The organism is Shewanella polaris (assembly GCF_006385555.1).
GTDB lineage: Bacteria > Pseudomonadota > Gammaproteobacteria > Enterobacterales > Shewanellaceae > Shewanella > Shewanella polaris.
The window spans coordinates 4276847-4298771 of record NZ_CP041036.1 but is presented as its reverse complement, the minus strand read 5'-3'; the positions used below and the strand labels follow the sequence as shown (position 1 = coordinate 4298771).

The 21925-nt window shown below is 41.1% G+C and carries 15 protein-coding genes; 9 read left to right on the top strand and 6 right to left on the bottom strand.

The features are described from left to right. The first annotated feature begins 46 nt into the window (after window positions 1-46). The 8 genes from rng to FH971_RS18700 all read left to right on the top strand — a co-directional run bounded on the left by rng (window position 47) and on the right by FH971_RS18700 (window position 13174). Window positions 47-1537, top strand: a complete 1491-nt coding sequence (rng, locus tag FH971_RS18735; protein WP_137224793.1) for a ribonuclease G — start codon at window positions 47-49, stop codon at window positions 1535-1537. Next, entirely contained in the window at window positions 1537-5862 is a 4326-nt protein-coding gene (locus FH971_RS18730; RefSeq protein ID WP_140235301.1) for a YhdP family protein, read from the top strand. Before rng ends, FH971_RS18730 begins: the two co-directional genes overlap by 1 nt. Next, complete coding sequence (locus tag FH971_RS18725) at window positions 5786-6616, top strand: carbon-nitrogen hydrolase family protein (RefSeq protein WP_137224797.1); 831 nt, start codon at window positions 5786-5788, stop codon at window positions 6614-6616. The genes FH971_RS18730 and FH971_RS18725 overlap by 77 nt, the downstream gene beginning before the upstream one ends. A gap of 66 nt (window positions 6617-6682) precedes the next feature. After that, entirely contained in the window at window positions 6683-8131 is a 1449-nt protein-coding gene (gene tldD, locus FH971_RS18720; RefSeq protein WP_140235300.1) for a metalloprotease TldD, read from the top strand. A gap of 303 nt (window positions 8132-8434) precedes the next feature. Further along, window positions 8435-9868, top strand: coding sequence for a TolC family protein (locus tag FH971_RS18715; protein WP_140235299.1), 1434 nt, complete (start codon window positions 8435-8437; stop codon window positions 9866-9868). After that, window positions 9858-10847 (top strand): HlyD family secretion protein, encoded by a 990-nt coding sequence (locus tag FH971_RS18710; RefSeq protein WP_140235298.1) that lies wholly within the window; start codon window positions 9858-9860, stop codon window positions 10845-10847. The genes FH971_RS18715 and FH971_RS18710 overlap by 11 nt, the downstream gene beginning before the upstream one ends. A gap of 12 nt (window positions 10848-10859) precedes the next feature. Continuing rightward, the gene (locus FH971_RS18705; RefSeq protein ID WP_140235297.1) at window positions 10860-12032 is read left to right on the top strand and encodes an ABC transporter permease; all 1173 of its coding nucleotides are present in this window, start codon (window positions 10860-10862) and stop codon (window positions 12030-12032) included. After that, the gene (locus FH971_RS18700; protein WP_140235296.1) at window positions 12029-13174 is read left to right on the top strand and encodes an ABC transporter permease; all 1146 of its coding nucleotides are present in this window, start codon (window positions 12029-12031) and stop codon (window positions 13172-13174) included. Before FH971_RS18705 ends, FH971_RS18700 begins: the two co-directional genes overlap by 4 nt. Before the next feature lie 187 nt (window positions 13175-13361). Here FH971_RS18700 and FH971_RS18695 read toward each other — a convergent pair whose 3' ends face one another. From FH971_RS18695 to FH971_RS18680, 4 genes are all read right to left on the bottom strand, one after another. Further along, window positions 13362-13874: a tetratricopeptide repeat protein gene (locus FH971_RS18695; RefSeq protein WP_137224809.1), complete on the bottom strand. Its 513-nt coding sequence runs from the start codon at window positions 13872-13874 to the stop codon at window positions 13362-13364. A gap of 129 nt (window positions 13875-14003) precedes the next feature. After that, a complete protein-coding gene (locus tag FH971_RS18690) occupies window positions 14004-17066 on the bottom strand; it encodes an efflux RND transporter permease subunit (protein ID WP_140235295.1) in 3063 nt (1020 codons plus the stop codon). Window positions 17067-17077: 11 nt separating this feature from the next. Beyond that, entirely contained in the window at window positions 17078-18172 is a 1095-nt protein-coding gene (locus tag FH971_RS18685; protein WP_140235294.1) for an efflux RND transporter periplasmic adaptor subunit, read from the bottom strand. A gap of 570 nt (window positions 18173-18742) precedes the next feature. Continuing rightward, entirely contained in the window at window positions 18743-19084 is a 342-nt protein-coding gene (locus tag FH971_RS18680; RefSeq protein ID WP_137224815.1) for an ArsR/SmtB family transcription factor, read from the bottom strand. A 151-nt stretch (window positions 19085-19235) separates the two neighbouring features. Here FH971_RS18680 and FH971_RS18675 point away from each other — a divergent pair, with 151 nt between their 5' ends. Continuing rightward, on the top strand, window positions 19236-20219 hold the full coding sequence (locus FH971_RS18675; RefSeq protein WP_137224817.1) for an SLAC1 anion channel family protein: 984 nt from the start codon (window positions 19236-19238) through the stop codon (window positions 20217-20219). 10 nt (window positions 20220-20229) lie between these two features. On the opposite strand, the gene FH971_RS18670 is transcribed toward FH971_RS18675, so the two are convergent. Continuing rightward, window positions 20230-21120 carry a LysR substrate-binding domain-containing protein gene (locus tag FH971_RS18670; RefSeq protein ID WP_206194435.1) on the bottom strand — a complete coding sequence of 297 codons (891 nt, stop codon included), beginning with the start codon at window positions 21118-21120 and terminating at the stop codon, window positions 20230-20232. 299 nt (window positions 21121-21419) lie between these two features. Beyond that, window positions 21420-21821 carry a YajG family lipoprotein gene (locus FH971_RS18665; protein WP_137224819.1) on the bottom strand — a complete coding sequence of 134 codons (402 nt, stop codon included), beginning with the start codon at window positions 21819-21821 and terminating at the stop codon, window positions 21420-21422. Window positions 21822-21925 lie beyond the last annotated feature (104 nt).

Sequence of the window (21925 nt, the reverse complement as noted above, 5' to 3'; positions counted from 1 at the left end):
TGCTGTCACTATTACGATTGAAGCATGACCTGAATACTGGTGGCTTATGAATATAAAAGCACAACGTAAAAAAGGCACAGAATTACTTATCAATGTCACGCCAACAGAAGCGCGTGTTGCATTAGTCGAGCATGGTGTGTTGCAAGAGGTGCATATTGAACGTCGTATGAAACGAGGTTTAGTCGGCAATATCTATAAAGGTAAAATCAGCCGTGTACTTCCTGGTATGCAGGCTGCTTTTGTTGATATTGGCTTAGATAAAGCCGCTTTCTTACATGCTTCCGATATTGTTCCTCATACCGAATGTGTTGCCGATGTCGAGAAAGGCAACTTTGTGGTGCGTGATATTGCGGAGCTGGTGCGCCAAGGCCAAGACATTATGGTGCAAGTGGTTAAAGATCCACTCGGTACTAAAGGCGCCCGTCTAACAACCGACATTACCTTACCTTCACGATATTTAGTCTTTATGCCTGGTTCTAGCCATGTGGGCGTATCACAACGCATTGAGCTCGAAGAAGAACGTCAACGTCTTAAAAATATTACCTTGCCTTATGTTGATGATGACGGCGGTTTTATTATACGCACTGCGGCTGAAAATGTAGGTGAAGGCGAACTCGCCCAAGATGCGGCTTTTTTACGGCGAGTGTGGTCCAAGGTTAGCGAACGTCGTAAGCGCAAAGGCGTTATTTTACTGTATCAAGACTTGGCATTGCCGGTGCGGATTATTCGTGATTTTGTGGGGGAAGAACTTGATCATATTCAAGTTGATTCACGTCGTACCTATGCAGAATTACAACAGTTTGCTCAAGAGTTCATGCCTGAAATTGCGGATAAAATTGAGCATTATGCAGGCCCCGCACCCATCTTTGAATTGTATGATGTCGAAAACGAAATTCAGCGGGCTTTAGGCCGCAAAGTGGAACTTAAATCTGGCGGTTATTTGATTATTGATCAAACCGAAGCCATGACCACAGTTGACATTAATACCGGAGCGTTTGTTGGCCATCGTAATTTAGAAGAAACCATTTTCAATACTAATCTTGAAGCCACACAAGCGATTGCGAGACAACTGCGGTTGCGTAATTTGGGCGGAATTATTATTATCGACTTTATCGATATGCTCAATAATGAACACCAAAAGCGAGTGCTCGAAAGCTTAAATGCCGCATTAGCGTTAGACCGCGTTAAAACCAGTGTTAGTGGTTTTTCCGGTCTAGGTTTAGTCGAAATGACTCGTAAACGTACCCGCGAAAGTTTAGAGCACGTGGTGTGTGGTGAGTGTCCGTCTTGTAAAGGCACAGGCACCATGAAAACTATTGAAACCGTGTCATATGAAATTTTTCGCGAGATTATTCGTTTAAATCGTGCTTATAAAGCCGATGAATTTTTACTGTATTGCTCGCCAGCTGTGTATATGAGCTTTAGCGGTGATGAATCGCATTTGTTGGCAGAGTTAGAAGTCTATATAGGTAAGCGTATACGTTTGCAAAATGAACCGTTATACATTCAAAGTAAATATGATGTGGTGATGATGTAGTGTCTATAAACCGGGCAGCAACTATTAATAGATTATCTTGGCAAATTTTGGCTATCACGCTAGTGTTATTTGCATTGGTTGTTAGCCTTATTCGCGGGTTATTGCCTCATATTCCTGAAATACGTACCGAATTAGTTAACTACCTCGAAAGCGAATATCACCTCAATGTACAAATGGATGAACTCAATGCCGAATGGCAAGCATTTGGCCCAGCACTAACCGTTAAAAATTTGGTTTTACCGCCGCAAGATGACCTACCTATTACTGTTATTAGCGAAAATGTACACATTAAACTCGATTTTTGGCAGTCGCTTATTTCCTTACGTCCACAGATTGAAACCGTGGTATTTGATGGGGTTAAAGTAGCGTTAAATCTCGATCAATTATCCACCACAGATGAACATGCTGAAACGAATAACAATGTAAATCTAGATTGGTTGTATGGGCTATTATTAGAACAGTTGGGACATTTTTTAATCACAGATGCATCACTCCAGCTGATTAGTTCACAACATGATTATCGACCGATTTTTATCGATAACCTGTTGTGGCTAAACACTGAAAATCATCACCAAGCACAAGGCATGATCCATGTTGATCAGCTTGAGTCGCAGCAAGAACAACTAACTTTACGCATTGATCTTAAAGGCGATGGCTATCAACCCGATACTGTAGAAGGCCAACTTTATGTTACTGCTGATTCATTGGATTTGGGCGAATGGGCTTCCAGACAACATACTGCGCAGCAAGATACTGATAATATTGAATTCCAAGGCGTGATAAATCTCGATGCATGGATGACATTCAAGCATCGCGAAATTAGTGATGGCATCTTAGTTTTTAAACCTAGCTGGTTACAGTGGAGCGATGGTGACACCCAACAAAAGTTCGCGATTAATTCAGGTGCATTGCGGTGGACCCCACAATCCAGTGGTTGGAAAATTGAGAGTCAGGATCTAGATTTATCAACTAACGATCAAACTTGGCCATCGTTGAAGATAGCGGTTGGCACTCATGCAGGTGATTTTTTTGGTTACGTTAATCAAATCATTCCGTCATACCTCAAGCCTATGTTGCCGTTAGTTCCTGGATTAGGTAAGCAACAAGTAAGCAATTGGCAGCATCTCAATCCTCAAGGGGACATCGGCCCAATTAGGCTCTATAAGCCCGCAGATAAATCGATGATAGCCAAAGTCGACATTCAACAATTACAGTGGCAACCCTATCAGTCGATACCAGGAATAAGCCCTATTGATGCCAACTTAACGTGGGCCAATAATCAGCTTGAATTTAGCTTGCCAGAGCAGGAATACAAACTCGACTTCAGTGATGATTTTAGCCAACCATTAACACTTAATGGCAGTGCTATTATGGGCCGTTATGATGTTGTTCAGCATCGGCTAGCCATCCCTAATATTGAATTGGTCAATGATGATATTACACTGCAAGCGGGCTTGAATTTAGCATTGTCTGAGCAGCCTTTTATGGCGTTGGCGGCGAATCTAACTATTAATGACGTTGCCCATGTGGGACATTATTTTCCTCTAATGGCCATGAGCCCCCATTTAGTCGATTATCTTAATGATGGTTTGGTTGCTGGGAAAATCAATAATGCACAGCTTGTGTGGCAGGGTGAATTAAGCGGATATCCTTATCAAGATCATAGCGGAATATTCCAAGCGGGTTTTACTCTTGATAGCGGCATCTTTAAGTTTCAACCGAATTGGCCAGCTGTGAGTGATTTAACCCTTTCTGCACTGTTCGAAAATGACATGATGGATTTGCTTATTGAGCAGGGGAAACTCGACAAAGTGGCGGTTAACGGGGCCCGAGTGTCTATTGCGCATTTAGGTAAAGACTCTTTATTAAAAGTGGTAGCGGATATCACCACAGATGCACAAGCCGCCACTAAAGTGATTAATGCCTCTTCGTTGCAAGACTCCGTTGGTGCAACGTTAGATGTGGTGCAAATTCAACAGCAAATTAATACTACCTTGGATCTTGCTATCCCTTTATATCAAGGCGGTGAACAACTAATAAAGGGCCAAGTTAATTTAACTAACAATCCGATTTTTATTACGACTCCAGGACTCGATTTACAAAAAGTGACTGGCCAAGTGACTTTTAATAATCAATTGATTAATGCTAAAAATATCAAGGCACAGCTGTTTAATCAGCCGTTAACATTTAGTGTGGCGACGGCTGATAAAAAAGGTAATTTAGCCTTAAATGTCGACATGGCTGGACGCTGGGATCTCGCTAGCTTGCCGAGTCAATTAACTAATCCGATGACCGGTACCTATAACGGAGAACTTAATTGGGACGGTGGATTGACCATGATATTTGACCCCAGTGGTTACAGTTTACAAGTCTCGGTAAAATCTGATTTAGTTGGAACCTCTCTCGACTTGCCTTCGCCCTATAAAAAATCAGCTGTCGAGCCTCAAATACTCCGAGCCGATCTCATTGGTGATAACAAACAATCATCTCTAAGCATCAAGCTAGGTAATAATGTTGAATTTTGGGGCGGGTTTAATGCCGAAAATGGCAGCCAACTTGCTTTTTATGACATTATGATTGGCCGTCATTTTAGGCTTGGCGATACATTAAATAAGCAACAGGGTCACTTGCATCTGGATTTGCCAAAAATAGAGTTAGCGCAATGGCTACCACTCATTAATCGATTTAGTACGGCTACGGAACCTCAAGTTGTCACATCGTCAGTACGCGATCGTATTTTATCCGCACACGAGTTGCCTGATGCCGTTATACCTGCAAATACTATCGCTTCGACTGAATCGACAGTCGTGGCATCGGAATTCCCCAAATTATTGGGCATTCATGCCGACATTGCCCAATTAAATGTATTGGGTCAGTCATTTGATAAATTGCACTTTGATGCTCAACCTACAGAACATTTATGGCGGGTTGAAGCTGAGTCACAACAGTTTGATGGTCGTATCGATTTTTATCCAAACTGGCGCGATCAAGGGATTAAAGTTGTTGCCAAAAAACTGCATTTACTCCCATCACTGAGTAGCATTGAAAGTGTTGAATTGAGCTCGACATCGATGCAACAACACCTGCCGACATTAGCGGTAGATGTTGATGATTTTAGCGTAAATAATTTATCATTCGGGCACTTAGTACTGCAAGGCTTGCCCAATGATCAAGGTTATAAATTTCAAACGATTTCACTCACCAAACCAACTGTAACATTACAAGCTAATGGATTATGGTCTGTTGACCGTGGGATTGATAAAACCTTATTTGATGTCAATTTACATGCAGACAAGTTTGATGATTTATCGACGATATTAGATATAAACCCAGGATTGAAAGATGCTCCGCTTGATCTTACTGGCCAACTATCTTGGCTAGGCGCGCCTTATCATTTCGCGCTTGAGACTCTAAACGGTCAGTTAAAGTTTGACTTAGGTAAAGGCCATTTATCGGAGATAAGTGATAAAGGTGCACGGGTATTTTCGTTATTTAGTTTAGATTCATTATTACGTAAATTATCGTTAGATTTTTCAGATGTATTCGGCAAAGGTCTGTATTTCAATACCTTTAATGGCAATCTTACAATTGATAATGGGGTGGTTAAAACCACCGATACCGAAATGGATGCTATTGCTGGCGATATGCGTGTTAGAGGTTACACCGACTTAACTACCCAAAGCTTAAATTACGACATTCGTTTTGTGCCACAACTTGCGTCCAGTGTTCCAACCGTAGTGTTACTCAGTACCAGTGCGTGGACTCTGGGTTTAGGGGCATTTGCACTGACTAAAGTATTAGAGCCTGTTATTGAAGTTATCTCAGAAATTCGTTTTCGACTCACAGGTACTATGGAAAATCCACAACTAGAAGAGCTTGAACGTAAGAGTAAAGAAATCGAAATCCCTAAGGCCATTTTACCTCAGGACGCTGAAACTGATGTAGGAACCGATTCTGATGCTAAAGTAAAACTAGATACTAAAGCTGATACAGATGCTAAAGTAAAAACAGATGATAGTAGTAATGAAACTGATATTGAGAGCAAGGATCTCGCAACCGACGCTCAAGACAGTGCTGCGCTTAATACTACAAAATACATTGGTACAACGCCATCAAGCATAATTATTCCTAGCATCAATAATCTTTTTCAAACCGCACAAATACAATCCACAGATACACGAGAACGTTTAATTAAACGATCAACTTTTGAGCCATCAACTAATGTCGTTATGCTACAAGGAGTGAGAAATGCAAATCAGCTTATTGCAATGCCAAAGCAGTCGCGATGTCAAAGCCAATCTCGCATTTGTCGACTCGCAGCTTAAAGACTTACCTCGAGATGCTAATGAACCACAATTAGTGGTGTTACCTGAGTGTTGTTTATTGTTTGGTGGCCATGAGAGTCAACAACTTGAATTCGCTGGCAGTCAGCATCAAAGCGATCTTAAAAATGCGTTAGCGGCAATGGCAAAACAATACCAAGTGTATTTTATTGCCGGCACTATTCCCATGCGTGCCGATGATGGTAGAGTCTTCAGTCGTTGTTATTTTTTTGATGATCATGGCATCACCCTAGGGCATTACGATAAACTGCATTTATTCGATGTCGAAGTGAGCGATGGCACCAAAACCTACCGCGAAAGTGATACCTTTCATCCAGGAGATCACATTACTATCGTCGATACCCCCTTTGGCAAAGTGGGTTTAGCCATTTGTTATGATATTCGCTTTGGCGATATGTTTCGGGCTTTGCGTTTAGCGGGAGCAGATTATATTGCCCTACCTTCAGCATTTACCAAGGTGACTGGTGAAGCGCATTGGCAAGTGTTATTACAAGCTCGAGCAATAGAAACCCAATGTTACTTGTTAGGTGCTGGCCAATGGGGGCAACATAATCAAGGTAGTAGAGAAACATGGGGGCACAGTATGATAGTTGATCCATGGGGTCGAGTGATTGCTGAGCGAGCCACTGAATGTGGCTGGGTACAAGCTAAAGTTGATTTAACGGAACTACGCCGTATTCGTCAACAAATGCCGGTGATCGGCCATAATCGATTTATAGCGCCACAGTTGAAATAACACTGAATGAGCCCTGACTAACACTGAGTTCACAGTAAGCGTTACCAATTAAAAAAGAGAGTTTTAATGCCATTTTTAGCCCAAGTAGAGCAGAGTTTATTACAAGATGGATTAACCTTAGATGGACTGCAAGGTTACTTAAATACTATTCATCAGCACAATATCGATTTTTCAGACCTGTATTTCCAAGGTAGCCGCCATGAGTCTTGGGTATTAGAAGATGGCATTGTTAAAGAAGGTAGTTTCCACATTGAACGTGGGGTAGGCGTACGAGCCATTAGTGGTGAAAAAACCGGTTTTGCTTATTCTGACGAAATTAGCCCTGTAGCCCTTGATGCAGCAGCAAAAGCGGCCCGTGGTATTGCCAGTGTAGGTGAGCAACAAAAGGTACAAGCTTTTAAACGTCAAATTGCACATAAACTGTATGACAGTGCTGATCCGATTGCTGCTATGGATGAAATTAAAAAAATTGATCTTCTGAAACAAGCCGATGCTTATATTCGTAGCCTAGACAGTCGCATTATTCAGGTGGTTGTTAGCCTCTCTGGGGTGCATGAAGAGATATTAATCGTCGCGAGTGATGGCACATTAGCCGCCGATATCCGTCCTTTAGTGCGTTTTAACTGTAGTGTTATTTTAGAAGATAACGGTAAGCGCGAACGTGGTAGTGCTGGTGGCGGTGGTCGTCATGATTATAGCATCTTTTTAGCTACCGATGACGCAGGCTTACCACTAAGCTTTGAATTTGCCCGTGAAGCGGTGCGCCAAGCACAAGTCAATGTTAACGCTATTGATGCTCCAGCAGGTGAAATGCCAGTAGTATTAGGTAATGGCTGGCCAGGCGTATTACTGCATGAAGCCGTTGGCCATGGCTTAGAAGGTGACTTTAACCGTAAAGGCAGCAGTGCTTTTAGCGGTAAAATAGGTCAACAAGTGGCGTCGACATTAGTGACAGTGGTAGATGATGGCACCATGGAAAACCGCCGTGGCTCATTAAGTATTGATGACGAAGGTGTACCAAGCCAAAAAACGACCTTAATTGAAAACGGTATTCTAAAAGGTTATATGCAAGACAAGTTAAATGCTCGCTTAATGGGACAAGCTCCAACGGGTAACGGTCGTCGTGAGTCTTATGCGCATTTACCTATGCCTCGAATGACCAATACTTATATGAATGCCGGTGAGTCAATCCCTGCAGACATTATTAAGTCGGTTAAAAAGGGCGTTTATGCACCGAACTTTGGTGGTGGACAAGTCGACATTACCTCGGGTAAGTTTGTATTCTCAGCTTCTGAAGCCTATTTAATTGAAGATGGTGAAGTCACACATGCCATTAAAGGTGCGACATTAATTGGCAATGGTCCTGAAGCGATGGGATTAATTTCAATGGTCGGTAATGATTTAGCCTTAGATAAAGGCGTCGGTGTATGTGGTAAAGACGGCCAAAGTGTACCTGTCGGCGTCGGCCAACCTACATTGAAAATTGACCGGCTGACCGTAGGCGGTACGGCTTAACATTAACCCGCAATGGTAATAACCATTACTACATAGCGACGCCTTAATCAAAAACCGCTGGACGCATTCTGAGTGGTCACTTATTAATGCGGATTGGTATATAACGGCTTGCTGAGTATTTATGCTTAGTGAGCCGTTTGCTATGGGGTGATGGCCTAACATTGAATATTCAATGTGTTGTAGTTGGCAATAGAGGGCATTAATTAACTGAAAGGGTTATTTTTATAAGATATGTCGCTGTGATAATAACCATTTTGGGTTATTATCCACCAAGAAATTAGGGTGTTAACTCTTGAGGTTTTTATGGTTCCACAACGTAATATCAATACGCATAGTTGGAGGCGCTATCGTCTTGGCCTGTGTTTGAGTATTTCTTTATTAAATTTGAGTGTCTTAGCTGAGCCTATTACATTCAGTCATGCTTGGCAGCAATTAGAGCAAGTGAGTGATCAGCTTCAAGCTAAATCCCAGCTTGTTAATCGTGCACAAGCGGAAGAAGATGCTGGAGATGCGTTAAATTACCCCTCTATCAATATTGCTGGTAGTTATACTCGCCTCGAAAAGCCTATTGAACTTGATCTACGTGACTTAAATCCATTAGCTACCCTCGACACCAGTACATTACCAGCCGCTCTTACTAGTGCATTAGCGGAAATTCCGGGATCACTATTTGTCACCCCTTTTACCGAACAAGATGTGTTTCGTGCCAGCTTACAAGCTATGTGGCCTATTTATACTGGCGGTAAAATTACGGCTGCTCAAGGGATACATGCTGCACAAGTTTCCGAGACCGAACAAGAGTTAGCACTGGCTCGGCGTGAGTTGTTTCTCCAGTTAGTTGATCGTTATTATGCGGTATCGGTAACAAAAACCTTAGTTGATACCCAAAAGCAGCTGGTGGATTCATTAACTGTACATGTGACTCATGCAAAAAAATTAGAACAACAGGGACAAATCGCCAAGGTTGAACGCTTAAATGCCCAAGTTGCATTAGAAAATGCCAAAGTTAATTGGGGTAAAAGTAAGCGCCAATATGAAATGGCCGAAATTGCCTTAGCGCGAATGCTACATATACCCAGTGTTGATCCTATCTCGGCACTTTTTTTACTAGAACAACAGCCATCTTTACCACGCCTTAGTCAGCTGACGCTAACGCAACACCCCGCGTTAAAACTACTAGAAGCGAAAGAAGCACAAGCCAATGGTTTGGTGGATCTAGAAAAAGGCAGTTATTACCCTACAGTGTATTTATACGGTAATTATACCTTGTACGAAGATGACAGTTTATTTGCTCAAGTAGAGCCCGATTGGATGGTCGGTGTCGGCATGAGCATACCACTAATTAGTCGCGATGGCCGCAGTGGTAAAGTACAAGCGGCGAAAAGTGCTTTATTGCAAGCTCGTTATACCAAGGCACAAACCAAGCAAGATTTAAGTTTACTTATTGATCAGAGTTATCGGCAAATGTTGCAAGCCAAAGAAGAAGCGGATGCGCTAGATGTTTCATTAGCGCTAGCGACAGAGAATCTACGTTTACGAGAATTATCTTTTAACCAAGGTTTATCTACCTCAATTGATAGGGTAGATGCAGAGTTAAGTCTCACCGCGGTTAAAACCCAGCAATTAGGCGCTAAATATCGTTATATTCAAGCCTATGCCAAAGTGATGGCCGTTAGTGGTCAAGTGGATGAATTCATTAACCGAACACAAATTCAGGGAACAGCTTATGCGGGCTAATAAGATTATTGCGGTTGTGGTGTTCGTGCTACTTATATTGCTACTAGGCTATGGCGTAAAGCTGGCTTTTGTACCTAAGCCTGTGGTGTTGCAAGGACAAATAGAAGCACGTGAATATAATATTTCGTCAAAAGTATCTGGGCGGATTGAACAAGTCTTAGTCAGAAAAGGCGATCGGGTTGATGTTGGCGATATTTTGTTTGCCATTAGCAGCCCTGAATTAGATGCCAAGTTAATGCAAGCCCAAGGAAATCTAGATGCCGCAACGGCTATGCAACAACAAGCCAATAATGGTGAAAGACAGCAAGATATCATGGCAGTTAAAGATCAATGGTTAAAAGCTAAGGCCGCGACAGAACTGAGTGACAAAACCTATCAACGTATCGAAAACCTTTTTGATGAAGGCGTTGTCGCACGACAAAAACGTGATGAAGCTTATACTCATTGGCAAGCTGCCAAATATACCGAACAAGCAGCTTATGCTAAGTATCAAATGATCCAAGAAGGCGCTCGAGTTGAAACCAAAGCCGCCGCTGCTGGTAAAACGCGTATGGCCGAAGGTGCAGTTAATGAGGTTAATGCGATTTTAACAGACAGCCAAATGCGCTCACCTAAAAAAGCAGAAGTGAGTGAAGTGCTATTGCATGCTGGTGAGTTGGCACCAAGTGGTTTTCCGGTAGTGAGCATTATTGATATGAGTGACTCGTGGGCTGTGCTACAAGTCCGAGAAGATCAATTGCTGCAATTTAAGCAAGATCAATCCGTAATGTTAGAGATTCCAGCATTGCAGCAGCAAGTTGAGTTTACTGTTACTCACATTAGCGTGATGGGTGATTTTGCCACTTGGCGTTCAACTGAAAGCGGTCACGACTTTGACATGCGTACCTTTGAGGTGGAGTTAACCTCAAAGCAGAAGATTGCCGATTTACGCGTAGGAATGTCGGTATTGTTTCAAGCAGATCAGCATGAAGAACGTTAATAAGGCTTACTGATGAGGCATTTATTCAGACGTGAGTTTACAGCCTTATGGCATTCACCATGGCAATTAGCCTTGATAAGCTATATTCCTATCATTGGAATATTGGGCTTATGGTGGTTATTCAGTGCCGGAATACCAAGGCAGTTACCTGTCGCTGTGGTTGATTTAGACAATAGTCAAATCAGTCGGATGCTAGCGCGAGAATTGTCAGCTAACCCATCAGTTACACTACATTCATATGCCAATGAAGTGGCGGCGATCAATGCCATGCGTCAATCACAAGTGTATGCGTTGGTTATTTTTCCCTATCAACTCAAAAAAGACTTATTAACATCTAAACGCCCGATAATTGATATTCGCTATAACAGCCAATATTTATTAGTGGGAAGATTATTGTCTAGCCAGCTACAGCGAAGTCTCGCACAAGGATTGACTCATTTCGGTGAAGTTAATCTATTGCTTAAAGGTGCCAATAAAGCCACTGTCGATGTGAGTTTATCGCCTATCAGTAATCAAACCACGGCTTTATTTAATCAAAACGTTAATTATGTCAGCTTTTTAGTTCCGCCAATATTAATTGCCTTATGGCAATTGCTAGCCATGCTGGTTTTTGTTAATAGTGTTAATCGTGAGCTTATCCCACATGGTAAACGTAACTATTTAGCTCACGATATTTGGTCTAAAGTGTGGGTGAAAATGGTAATTTACAGCCCTATCATGCTTATCCATGGTGGTTTTATTCTATTGTGGTTATATCAATATTTAGCGTTACCCGCTTCAGGCTCTTTATTGCTGTTGGTCTTAGCACAAGCGGTTATGCTCATTGTATTGTGGTTATTAGTGTTGGTTATTTTTATGCTTGTGCGTGATCGTGCGCGAATCGTTAGTTTTTGTACCGGATTATTTGCCCCAGCATTTGCATTTATGGGGATCACTTTTCCGGTAAACGACATGTTCATTGTCGCTAAATGGTGGCGGTTACTCATACCTTCTAGTCATTATATTGATTCGCATATTAGTGTGATTAGTTATGGTGTTGGTTTGCGACAAGTGTTGACCCAAATGGGATCTTATTGGGGCTTTTTACTGTTACTGCCTTTGCTTTATGTGTTAGGGCGCTATGCACAAAAAATCCCTGAACAGGCTCAAGTCGATGTTCTAATGGATCCAGAGGTGAATAGATGAACTTCTGGCAGTTAATCGTTGCAGAATGCAAAGCCATATTGACCGATAAAGCGATTATGACGACATTGTTTGGCGGGGTATTGTTTTACTCAATACTTTATCCATCACCGTATTTATACGAAGTGCCAACAGAACAACCTGTTGTGGTGGTTGACCAAGATAATTCTTCACTCAGTCGACTATTGATCCGTCATGCCGATGCCAGTGCTAAGATAAAAATACTCACTAATGTAAGTAGTATTGCTCAAGCTCAAACGTGGATTGAAGAGGGTAAAGCGCACGGTTTATTGGTTATTCCGCCTAATTTTAGGCGGGATTTAATGTTAGGCAAAGGCGCAACATTAAGCTACGGCGGTGATGCAAGTTACTTTTTAATCTATGCTGCCGTTGTTGAGGGATTACTTAATGCGGGTATTGATGCCAGCAAACAAGTGCAATTAATCGGTTTACTGGCCCGAGGGCAAAACCCCGAGCTTGCCCAGCAGGCTATTAACTCTATTAGTCTTAACTCTGTACCCGCTTTTAACCCAAGTTTGGGTTACACCCCCTATGTAGTACCGGGTTTATTTTTATTAATTCTGCATCAAACATTACTCATTGGTACGGGTATTTTGGGTGCCAGTCAATGGCGTAAACCTGGATATTGGCAACAAGTGCGCCCAGTGACTTTGGTTCTGGCAAGGCTGAGTGTTTTTATGATGATTTACGCGCTATTTAGTAGCTACTACTTAGGTTATTGCTTCTATTGGTACAAAGTCAACGTGGTTGCCACTGTGCTTGAAGTAGGTCTTTTTATGTTGCCTTTTTTACTTGCAACAGCGGCGTTAGGTATTTATCTCAGCAGTTATTTTTACCGTCGAGAATTACCCACTCAATTGTATTTGCTGGTGTCGATGCCGATTTTATTTGTGTCTGGATTTGTGTGGCCAGTTGAATTAATACCGCAACCATTAGTGTTAGCTTCTCAGGCTATTCCCGCTATTCCCGCTATTATGGGCATGATTGAACTCGGTCAATTAGGTTCAGGATGGTTGGCTGTAATGCCTAAATGGTTACAATTATGGGGATTATTTGCGGTATTTGTCACTATGGCTATTATGGCTATTTCAGATAAACAAAAAGACTTTAAGATTAAATCATAACATTTCAGTAAGAGTGTCTAATGGGCTATATCATAACGAAATAAGTATGAGTAAAGTTACCTTATAAATAACAATAGACAGGTGTGGTATTCATTTACCTGTCTATTGTTCGCACTGACTCGAGTGCTCTGGGGGATTTTGTTGGTTGATTAGCGTTAACCATAATGGTTTTTTTGTCTAATTCCAATTACATCATTCCGTTTTGATCGCTATTTAAAGCGGCTTCTAAACGTTCTACATTATGTTGATATATACCGTTGTTATCGACTTCTGCGGCATGTTTAAAGTCTGCTAAAGCCCCTAAGCTGTCATGACTCATTAACTTCATCACACCACGATTGTTATAAGCATAAGCGCGAACTGTCATAGATGGGATTGCTGGTTGAGTACGCGCACTTTTCACTGCTGCACTACAGGCTTTTTCAGCTTTTTCCATATCTGCTAATTTTATATATCCTGCGCATAAGTTCACATTGCGAGAATACTCATCCACAGCAAATTTACTGGCCGATAGTGTTGCTGTTAGTCCTTCTTTAACATCACCAAATTGTAATGCATCAACGCCAGGCACATCTTCAATTAATACCATTTTGTAGGCATTACTAGTGGTTTTCGAAGTTTGTTCGTCAGCCATAACACTTGTTGATGCTGTCAGTACTAATGTGGCACAAATTAGGCCATTAACGATGCTCTTTTTCATGATGTCGATCCTTAAGTGATTGAGGTAGCGCCGCGCTACAGGTGAACTTTAGTGAAAAGGGCGACAACCGACAAACGATATAAAACGCATTAATGGGTTAAAAAAATTCACTTATGAAATATGAGGTGGTTATTTATCCCTATCGAATCCGTATGCAAACATTGGTACATACACTAGGGTGAGTAAGGTACCTACTATAAGCCCGCCGATGGCGACATCTGCCAGTGGTGATAAACGTTCTAGGCCAACGGCTTGTTCTAGTGCAATAGGGATCATACCGGCTATGGTGCCAAAAGCGGTCATCATTACCGGACGGAATCGGACACGGACACTTTCAACGGCACTTTCAAATGGCGATTCTTTTTTCCTAAAGTCTTGATAGAAATCGACCAGTAATACTGCGTTTTTAATGATGATCCCAAACAGCAGTAAGATACCGATTAAGCTTGGCATACAGCTGGGTTTGTCAAACAATAACATGCCCCATGAGGCGCCGATGAGGGATAGTGGCAAGACCACTATCATGATTAGGCCGAGCCCAACTGAGCGATAAATGACGATAAGTGTGATGGCTAAAATAACGATACCTGTTGCGATAGCTTTGATCATACGGGTAAAGCTGTCATTTAAGGATATAATGTCGCCTTGCTGGGTAACATTGTAACCAGCTGTATTCACAGTTTTTAGTGCTTCGATGGCATCGCTAGTAATATGAGTTACCGGGCGGGTTGTGCGGAATCCATTAACATCGATGCTGTATAACATCTGGTCACGTTCTATTTTTGCCTGGGTCAGATTATTACTGATTGTCGCTAATGCTGTTAGCGGTAATTCATCACCAGCGGGTGTTTGGATCAACATCGATTTTAGACTTTGGATATCCTCACTAAAACTTCCTTTAAGGTACAAGCGAACGTACTGAGTTGACATTGATGATAAGCTGCCGCTCATAGATAATATCCGACCGTTGATGGGTATTTGTTCGGCAATGGCTGCCGGTGTTAGCCCATAACTCAGTGCTTTATTGGTATCTATATCGACTTTTAATTCATTAAAATCACTTGCCCAGCTTTGGGTAATACTGGTTAATCCTTTTATAGGCGCCAGTGCTTGTGCAACTTTCTCGGCCATTTCGGGTAAGTTTTCAAAATCACTGGATGTGATACGAACGTCCAGTGGCGCTTTAATCGAACTCATAGGTGTTGCACCAAAATCATAAACTTCGACGGTTTTAATGCCTAATAAGGTGTGTAATTGATCGCGGATTTCATCTTCGATGGTCCATAGGGATTTTTTGCGTTGGAACCGATTGACGCAGTTAATGGTGATGATGGCTTCACTTGGTAAATTACCACTGCCTAATGATAATACCCCTGTTTCAGAACCGAAGGCGACTGAACTCATGGTGACTTCTGGTTGCTGATGTAACCAAGTTAAAAAGGGTTTCATTTTGGCTTCTGAGTCTTCTACGCGGTCATTGGCGCTGAAGACAATGTGGGCTTTGATAATCCCAGTGTCCATCGGCGGCATAGTGTCTTTGCCGATAATGGGCATAATGTTTGACACACTAATAATCAGTAAGGCCAGTACACCGACGGTTAACAATAGTTTGCGCCACACCGCGTAACGGCCATTGGTAAAATGCAGAATACTGATATAAGGGGCGACTAAGCGTCCGAAAGAGGCTTGGTAAAGTCGTTCAAAAAATTTTTCGATACGATTTTTTTGAGTACCATTTTTATAGAGGTATAACGATAATTTTGGAATAAAGGTTATTGATAGAAAATACGAAACGAGCAGTGCGATGATCAGTGTTGATATTAAGGGTCTAAAGATATGCTGCGGGAAATCACCGACAAACATCAGCGGAAACATGATTACGATGGTCGCGACGGTGCCGGAAAATATCGGAGACAGAACTTCTTTGGTACCTTCTTCAATCGCGGTGTTTAAATCCTCTTTGACCTCGCTTATATGCCGTTCGATATTTTCAAGAACCACAACTGCATCATCAACCAACATGCCGAGTGCTAAGATGATGGCGGTATAGACCACAATATTCAGCTCTCCACCGAATAAGTAAATAATTGCTATGGTGCCAAAAAAGACCAGTGGGATCGATAAGCCTGCAGCAATAATTGCACGGAAGTTACCGAGAAAAAACATCATTACAATCAGGGTATAAATAACGGCATCACGTAATGCTTCCAGCATATTATCGTTTGCGGTTTCGATGAGGTCGCGTTGAGTATCACTAATTTGAAATTCGATATTGGGGTATTGTACTTTTAGTTTTTCAAGTTCGGTCCGTGTCGCCTTGCTAACATCGAGTACACTGCCACCGGGAGCTCGTTGCACTGCCATGGCGATACCTTCTTTGCCGTTACCCATATAACCACTAAAGCGTTTTTGGTAACCCCATTTGACTTTGGCAATATCTTTTAAATGAACATTAGGCGCAACAAATATGTTTTTTACACTATCAATATCGGCATGATCGCCGTAATAGGTCAGAGTGAAAAAGCCATTTTTACCTTTAAGAAACCCTAGCGGCATATCTTTGTTTGTGGCAGTAATAACATTGGCGACTTTGTTAAAATCTAAACCATATTTTTTAGCTTTAAGTGGGTCAAGTTCGATATTAATCGCACTTTGATAGCCACCAAAAACTTCTACATTACCAATATCAGGTTTACTTAGAAGATAAGGCTTTATAAAGCTGTCGGCTATTTTACGTAAATCGGGTAAGGTCAAATTACTGTTTTTTGAAGATAATGTAATCACTTCGACAGGCCGAGTAAAAGCACCAGAAGTATAAATTGCTGGGTTTGCGCCAGCGGGTAATTTACTGCTTGCTATCGATAGTGCATTGTTAACATCAACCGCAGCAGCATCTAATCCTTTTTCATATTCAAACTCACCTTTAACAATAGAAAAGTTTGCCACATTAACCGAGCTAACTTCGCGGATCATTGCAAGCCGAGATATCTCCTCTTCGATGGGTTTGGAGACCGTTGATGCCGCAACCTTTGCTGTGGCGCCTGAGATTTGTGTGATGACGATAATGGTAGGACGATCTGAATCTGGGAATAGGTTTTTCGGCATGGAAATTAATCCCATTACGCCGATAATAAACAAAGCGATAATCAGTGCAAAAGTCAGGTAAGAACGGTGATAAAAATAATTAAACATTTTATAACCCTTTACGAATTAGCTCGGATAATAGAGATGCCCGTGAGCAGCTTAAGTAGAATGTCGGGTTTAGCAACGACATATTCATCGCCCGCTTTTATGCCGTCTACCAATAATCCTTCACTGCCTTCTGCGATAATGGTTACCTGGTGAGCCACCGCTTTATCGCCTTCGACAAGAAGAACATATTGTTTACCATTTTTTTGCAATACGGCATTTGTGGGTAATAGAATATTTTCACCGCGATACACAATCAGTTTTACTTCAACTCGGTTACCGGCCGATACGGTTGTTTGCAACTGGCAACTGTATTCGTTTAAGCCGTTATCAGTGCTGTTAAGTGAATGTACTGGGCAGTTTTGTTGTTGGTAAATAACGGCACTAGGAATGACTTTATCGGAAACGCGCACCAGTAATCTTTTTGTGTTGCCACCGGATAAACTTAAGAGTGATTTGCCACCAGTGGCAATGCCTCCCTCGGCGATAAAGGTTTTACTTACCACGCCATCTATTGGTGATTTTATGCTGGTATAACTGAGGTTGTCATCGATTTCACGAATATTTTGTTTTAATGCGGCCACGTTGTTTTTCATGCCTGCGATTGTTGATTCCATGCTCTCGATATTGGCATTATCAGTATCAATTTTGTCTTGTGAAACCGCTTGAATATCGAGCAGTTTCGTATTGCGTTTATAGCTAATTTGTAAACTTTTAAGATCGGCTTGTTTAGCTTTAATCTGATTGCCCATTTCTGCTATTTTAAATTCAAGACTTTTCTTTTGCGCCAATAGATCTCCCGCATCAAGTTCTGCCAGTAGATCACCTCGTTTAACATTGGTGCCACTGGTTACGATCATTTTTACACGTGACGTGACCTTTGAAGCTAAATCAACATTGCTATCACTTTGTACCTCGGCTAAATAAGGCAAGGTTAGCACCACGGTTGAAATGCTGGCTGTGTTTACCGGCACCACCAAGCCATAAGTTTTAGCAGGAGGAATGGATTGCATAGCTGTTTTCTTATGACTGATAATGGTTACACCCGCAATAATCAAAGCAATGACAATGAGCAAGGAGACAATTGTTTTTATTGATATGATTTTCATAAGTCTATTGTTCTTTATTAATTTTGTTGCCGATAAGTTAGTCACATTCGTATATGGCGAGCATCTTATATAACGAGTCAGTGAAAACTGAAATGAAGCGAATTTAAAAAATTAACAATTATTGAGTGTTAATTAAGTTAAAAAACAAATAGTAACGCATGTAATTTTGATTTCATCACGCATGTTAAGCTCCTAATATTTAGCTTGTTCTGCACTTTGCTTTTGACTCGCGTCGACTTTGGCATGAAATACCAAGTGACTGACAAGAAATTTGTTACGATCAAGTTTCAATCCGACTTCAAATAATTTTGTAAGTTTTGCATTATTATTCCTGATGACGTTTCTTATCGTAAGTTAAGGCGTAAAAAACATAAAAAGGATGCAAATTTTTAGTTTTTAGTATCGGATCAACTGAATAATTTTATCCTGTTAGGAAATGTATATTATGTTTGGAGTTCTCATTCTTGAAAAGAAAAGACGATTCTCTTGGTATTGTTCTGATTTTATATCAGGTAGAAGTAATGAATCGGCATTAATAGGGAGTTCGGGCGGGGGGAGTTTATTTGTGGGTTATAAATAATCTTCAGTTAACAGAATACTAAATGCTTTTAATTTTTCTTTATTAATGAAATAACACACTTTAGGTGGTGTCGATTCGGCACGAATAAGGCCTGATTTTTTTAACACGCGAAGATGTTCTGAAACGGTTGACTGAGCCAATCCGATATGGGGAACCAGTGCGCCATTTAAACAACCTCCCTCCCTGTCATCTAATTTTATTAGAATTTTTAAAATACGTAATCTAGCTGGATGCGATAATGCTTTAGCAATGAGGGCGAATTGTTGTTCTCTTGCCCGCTCATCCTCTGTGGTACTAAACATATCATTGGATAAATTTTGTTTAGACAGCATTTCGTTTTCCTCCGTAATTAGATGACATCATCGTTAAAGTACATTGAACATTATAAAAGTATGGTTTACAACTTACTATTAGACTTGACAAAAATAATGCTCAGGCGCTTAATAATCGTAAAATAACGATTAATAAAAGGGGTTGGGTTTGATGAAGTCTCAAGAGGTCGTTCAACAAAAACCTTCTAAGTTAAGAAATTTTGCAGTGATGTTATTTTCTTCGGTAATGGGGCTTTCTGGATTAACGCTGATGTATTTACGTGCCACGACCGTATTACATTATCCTCAGATTATTGGAGAAATTTTAGCAGGTGTAACGATACTTGTTTTTGCGTTGGTATCTATTACTTTTTTAATTAAATGTATTGTGCATAGAGATGCTGTGTTGGAAGAGTTACGACATCAAGTTAAATCAGTATTTTTTGGCGCTATTGCAGTTTCATTTCTGTTGATTGCCACTATTTTGGGTAACTTAGACCTCCCTGGGGCGTCAGTTATCTGGTGGATAGGAGCGATATTAGAGCTTTTTGTGACTTGTTATTGCTTTTCTTTTTGGATGAATAACGATATGCAATTACAACATGCAACACCCGCGTGGATGATCCCTATAGTGGGTAATTTGATTGCTCCCTTTGGCGGTGTCGGCATTGTACCTATTCCCGTATTGATGTTTTTCTTTAGTGTAGGGATATTTTTTTGGATTATTTTGCTGCCTATACTGATTAATCGTATTATTTTTCACGGTCCTATTGCAGAGCAATTTATTCCAACACTGTTCATTTTAATCGCACCGCCAGCGGCGAGCTTGATTGCATATTTAAATATAAATGGTAATCAGTTGGATTTTTTTGGGACCATGCTTTTTAATATCGCACTCATTTTTACCATCCTGATTTTCAGTATGTGTAGAAGCTTCTTGGGTAAAAAGTTTTATATTTCTGCTTGGGCCTATACTTTCCCTTTAACGGCAATGGCAGTAGCAACACTGGTTATGTTTGCTCAAACTGGTTTTGTTTTTTATGCATATTTAGCACAAGTGATGATTGTTGTTTCTACAATCATCATTGTTTGGGTTTTTTACCAAACATTAATACGTGTTTTTAATGGCAAATTATTTAGCCTGCCCCAGGGTTAAGAGGCGATAATTAATGGCTTTCATCATGAAAGCTTTTAAGGATCCAATCTATTAGCAATTGCACTTCTGGTCGCTGCTGTTCATTGGTGTGACGGGTGAGGTAATAGCGGTCATGGCTATAAAGTGGATGGGGAAATAATGACTGAAGGGTGTTGTTATCAAACCATGCCTGGCTAATGGGAAGCGGGATTAATGCCACTCCAAGTCCTTGTTCTGCCGCGCGCGCGACACTAAACATACTGTCTAATTGGATAATTTGTTTCGGCTGAAAACCATCAAATCCGACACTTTCAGCCCATTGATGCCATGCGTGTGGCCTAGCTTTATGCAATATTAATGGCACTTGAGTTAATGCTTTAAAGCCTTGCAATGATAACTCTGCATGGACTGATGCATTGCACGCCGGAATATAGGTGATTGGAAATAAGTCATACACATCTGCACTAGGCTGTTGTTTACCAGAGAGCATAATTGAGACGTCAGTATGCTTGATGGTGTCGATACGTGACTTGATGGTTTCTAATTTAAGATTGATGTTGGGGTATTTGGATGACCAACCAATGAGTTTGGGCATAAATAACTCACTGGCAAAAAATTCTGGCATCGAAATACTGACTTCTAACATGCGTTCTGATTGGCTAAATTCACTTACCGTATTCACCAGTTGCTGCATGATAGGTTCAACTTCTTGATAAAAGCGGATGCCGACTTCAGTTAATATTACTGCACGAGTTTGGCGAATAAATAGGGCTTGGTTTAATGAGCCTTCCAACTGCTTAATTTGATGGCTTACCGCTGAGGGAGTGAGGTAGAGTTTTTTAGCGGTTTCTTTAAAGCTCAAGCATTCTGCTGCAACACAAAAACAACGTAGGCCGCGCATAGATGTGTGTAAAGGGATCATTCAATTCTCAACAAGGGCTATTCATCAAGTCACTCTAGTAACGTTTACATAAAAGTGATGACACCAGTAATACACTCGATTAAGTGCTGACGAGCGGTAAGGTTATAATACTTGTAACAGCAAAGATTAGACCATACTGTAAACTATAGTTAAAACAGTCTATTAACTCATTCGTTATTTGAGCATTGAATTAATTTAGTGCCTTATTAAATAAGAGGTGCACTATAATAGTGCGAAGTTATTTGTCTTATAGTTTAGCAAGGAAGTAAGCAGGGCTAGCGCTTAATTAATGTGTCTAACTAGAAGTACAGTGTTTCTTGCTTGGTGCCATCGATAAAGATGTCGCATTTGTCTGCAGTGCTCGATTTTGCCGATTGAACAATGCTAGCAACAATACCAAAGCTTCCACCTTGATCTCCGAGTACCGAACCAAAGTAACAATCACCTTTAAACTTCATATCTTTAAAGTTGGCATTAAGGTTTTGAGTAGGAGTCATTGGCGGGAATCGACCCTGCATGATCGGATCACCATTGGCGGTCAGTTGCAGTTTATTTTTTTCTTTATCATAGGATCCACCAAGCACGATAGTTTGGTCATTAACGACAACCGTTTTGTTTTGAGCCACGATGGGTGGTTTAGCTGCACAAGCGGTGAGTAGTACGCCTGCTGATAAGATAGAAAGTAGAGAAATTTTGCGCATTATTATTCCTTAGTATGCGTCGAGAGTCATAAATCGGTCCCTCGAAATAGTAAACTAGCCCTGTTTACAGATGCTATTGATGGTATCGAAACGAAGGATGTTGT

Bases quoted from the DNA above. Each gene is read 5' to 3' on its own strand.
- FH971_RS18725 (WP_137224797.1), top strand. From the start codon at position 5,786: ATGCAAATCAGCTTATTGCAATGCCAAAGCAGTCGCGATGTCAAAGCC.
- FH971_RS18705 (WP_140235297.1), top strand. From the start codon at position 10,860: ATGAGGCATTTATTCAGACGTGAGTTTACAGCCTTATGGCATTCACCA.
- rng (WP_137224793.1), top strand. From the start codon at position 47: ATGAATATAAAAGCACAACGTAAAAAAGGCACAGAATTACTTATCAAT.
- FH971_RS18700 (WP_140235296.1), top strand. From the start codon at position 12,029: ATGAACTTCTGGCAGTTAATCGTTGCAGAATGCAAAGCCATATTGACC.
- FH971_RS18680 (WP_137224815.1), bottom strand. From the start codon at position 19,084: ATGCTGTCTAAACAAAATTTATCCAATGATATGTTTAGTACCACAGAG.
- tldD (WP_140235300.1), top strand. From the start codon at position 6,683: ATGCCATTTTTAGCCCAAGTAGAGCAGAGTTTATTACAAGATGGATTA.
- FH971_RS18715 (WP_140235299.1), top strand. From the start codon at position 8,435: ATGGTTCCACAACGTAATATCAATACGCATAGTTGGAGGCGCTATCGT.
- FH971_RS18670 (WP_206194435.1), bottom strand. From the start codon at position 21,120: ATGATCCCTTTACACACATCTATGCGCGGCCTACGTTGTTTTTGTGTT.
- FH971_RS18695 (WP_137224809.1), bottom strand. From the start codon at position 13,874: ATGAAAAAGAGCATCGTTAATGGCCTAATTTGTGCCACATTAGTACTG.
- FH971_RS18675 (WP_137224817.1), top strand. From the start codon at position 19,236: ATGAAGTCTCAAGAGGTCGTTCAACAAAAACCTTCTAAGTTAAGAAAT.
- FH971_RS18685 (WP_140235294.1), bottom strand. From the start codon at position 18,172: ATGAAAATCATATCAATAAAAACAATTGTCTCCTTGCTCATTGTCATT.
- FH971_RS18710 (WP_140235298.1), top strand. From the start codon at position 9,858: ATGCGGGCTAATAAGATTATTGCGGTTGTGGTGTTCGTGCTACTTATA.
- FH971_RS18690 (WP_140235295.1), bottom strand. From the start codon at position 17,066: ATGTTTAATTATTTTTATCACCGTTCTTACCTGACTTTTGCACTGATT.
- FH971_RS18665 (WP_137224819.1), bottom strand. From the start codon at position 21,821: ATGCGCAAAATTTCTCTACTTTCTATCTTATCAGCAGGCGTACTACTC.